Origin of the sequence: Streptomyces sp. SID14478, from assembly GCF_010548525.1 — a bacterium.
Taxonomy (GTDB): domain Bacteria; phylum Actinomycetota; class Actinomycetes; order Streptomycetales; family Streptomycetaceae; genus Streptomyces.
Window position 1 is genome coordinate 1 of record NZ_JAAGMG010000363.1, and the last position, 2,524, is coordinate 2,524.

A 2,524-nucleotide genomic window follows, 5' to 3' on the forward strand; every position below is an offset into this window, starting at 1 on the left:
CGCGCTGCGGGAGGCGGGCGGCTGGGCCGGGATCGGCGACCGCCGGGCGTGCGAGCGCTCGATGGCACGGGCGCAGGCCCTGTTCGCGCGGGGCGGCTCGGACGCGGACCCGGAGTGGATGTCGTTCTACGGCGAGGCCGAGCTGGAGGGCCTGGAGGCACAGTGCTGGTCGGCGCTGGGCGAATGGCCCCGCGCGGTCCGGCACGCGCGCCGCGCCGCGGCCCTGCAGGACCCGCACTTCACGCGCAACACCGCTTTGTACACGGCCCAGTTGGCGGACGACCTGGCCCGTGCCGGGCACCCGGACGAATCCGCGTCAGCGGGGTCGCAGGCGCTCGACCTGCTCCGGGAAGTGCGGTCCTCGCGCATCGAGGGGATGTTGGCGACCACGGCCCGTGTCCTGCTGCCGCACCGGCGGGCGGCAGGGGTTGCGGCCTTCTTGGAACGTCACGCGGCATCGCGGCGCTAGAGGTTCATCGCGGGGCGCGGGCCCGGTGGGGCTTCTCGCGCGGTTCCCCGCGCCCCTGGAAGGCTTGCGGCTTCGCCGCTTGTCTTCATGGGGGAGATGGCGCACGCAGTGCGCATCTCAGGGGCGCGGGGAACTGCGCGAGAAGCCCCGACGAAACGCGCACCCGGCAACGAGACAAGAACATGGCAGACGGGCACCCGATACGGCTCAGCCCGCCGCGAGGTGCCCCGTCTCGTTCCACGACTCGATCGCCGGCTCCCCGTAAGCCCACCCCAGTACGGAGAGCGACGTCGGGTTCAACCGGATGCGGGACGCGAAGTCGAGCGGCAGCCCGAGCCAGCGCGCCCCGATCGACCGCAGGATGTGCCCGTGCGCGAACACCAGTACGTCGCGGGACGCGCCGCGCGCCCACGCCACCACCTCGTCGGCCCGCGCCGTCACCTCCGCGAGCGTCTCGCCCTCGGGGACGCCGTCGCGCCAGATGAACCAGCCGGGCCGCAGCTCCTGGATCTGGGCGGGGGTGAGGCCCTCGTAGGCGCCGTAGTCCCACTCCATCAGCGCGTCCCACACGGTGGCCCGCTCGCCGAACCCGGCGAGCTCACACGTCTCGCTCGCCCGCACCAGCGGAGAGGTGCGCACCTCGACGCCGTCCAGACCGTCGTACGGGGCCCGGCCGAGCCGCTCGCCGAGCAGCTTCGCGCCGCGCCGGCCCTCATCCAGGAGCGGGATGTCCGTCCTGCCGGTGTGCCGTCCGGACAGGGACCATTCCGTCTGTCCGTGCCGGGCCAACAGGATGCGCGGTGCCATGGCGGACCTTTCACGATTACGGGACGTATGCGACGTACCGGAATTACTCAGTGAACGGGGGGCGAACGCGGAGCGTCCTCCCCTCCATCATCGCGCAACCCGATTACTGGACGCCTGCCGGGCAACCCGCTACCTGATCTCGGCGTCTACGAGGGTCAGGGGCAGCCCACGAAAGCCCCCACATACGCCGTAGGGTGGGCAAGTGGCCGGAGGCCGCCGAACGAGGAAGAGGGGGAGCGGCCCGAATGTCGCAGATCGACGACGCACCGCGCACGGAGGCGATACCCGGTGCGCGGCTCCGTTGGTGGACGGAGCTGCCGCTGCTCGTCCTCGTGTACGGCGCGTACTCGGCGGGGCGACTGCTGGCCCGCGGCGAGGTGAGCACGGCCGTCGACCACGGTCTGGCGATACTCCGGGCCGAGAAGGCCGTCCACCTGAACCTCGAACATCCGCTGAACCGTCTGTTCACCCGTGAGGCCTGGATCGGCGTACCCGCCGACTTCTGGTACGCCTCGCTGCACTACGCGGTCACCCCGGTCGTCCTGATCTGGCTCTTCCGCCGTCGCGCCCACCTCTACCGCGCGGCCCGCACCTGGCTGCTGACCTCCACGATGATCGGCCTCATCGGCTTCACGATGCTGCCGACCTGTCCGCCCCGGCTGCTCTCGGCCGGCCACGGCTTCGTCGACACCATGGCGCAGTACAGCTCGTACGGCTGGTGGGGCGGCGCGGCCAGCGCGCCCAAGGGCATGGGCGGGATGACCAACCAGTACGCGGCCATGCCCAGCCTGCACGTCGGGTGGGCCCTGTGGTGCGGGATCATGCTGTGGCGCAACGGCCGCAACCCGTACGTGAAGGCCGCCGGCGTCGCGTACCCGCTGATCACCACGATCGTCGTGATGGGCACCGCCAACCACTACTTCTTCGACGCGCTGGCCGGGGTCGCCGTGATGGGCGTGGGCTTCCTCCTGACGAAGCCGGTGATGCGGATCGCGGCCCGGATCCGGGACCGGGTCGGCGGCATGATCTCGCTCGGCTCCGCGACCGCCCCTTCCGCCACACCGTCCTCGATTGTCAGTGGAGAGTGCCAGACTTCCCCGGGTGAGCGAATTCCCGGACAGCGCAAGGCAGCCCCGTCCCGCGACGCGGGCGACGGGGCTGCGGCACCAGCTCGCTGAGCTGCGCGGCCCCGACCATCCGCCGCGCCCGCTGGACGCCCGGGCCCTGGCCGCCCTCGCGGCGAACCCG

Annotated in this window: 2 protein-coding genes and 1 pseudogene; 2 read left to right on the forward strand and 1 reads right to left on the reverse strand. The window is 72.0% G+C overall.

All coding sequences use genetic code 11. The features are described 5' to 3' along the window. Positions 1–469 (forward strand): annotated as a pseudogene (locus G3I40_RS11910) (tetratricopeptide repeat protein); the annotation flags it as partial. 207 nt (positions 470–676) lie between these two features. Here the strand turns inward: G3I40_RS11910 and G3I40_RS11915 are convergent. Beyond that, positions 677–1,276: a histidine phosphatase family protein gene (locus G3I40_RS11915; RefSeq protein WP_164302127.1), complete on the reverse strand. Its 600-nt coding sequence runs from the start codon at positions 1,274–1,276 to the stop codon at positions 677–679. 245 nt (positions 1,277–1,521) lie between these two features. Here G3I40_RS11915 and G3I40_RS11920 point away from each other — a divergent pair, with 245 nt between their 5' ends. Then, the gene (locus tag G3I40_RS11920; RefSeq protein WP_164302128.1) at positions 1,522–2,454 is read left to right on the forward strand and encodes a phosphatase PAP2 family protein; all 933 of its coding nucleotides are present in this window, start codon (positions 1,522–1,524) and stop codon (positions 2,452–2,454) included. Positions 2,455–2,524 lie beyond the last annotated feature (70 nt).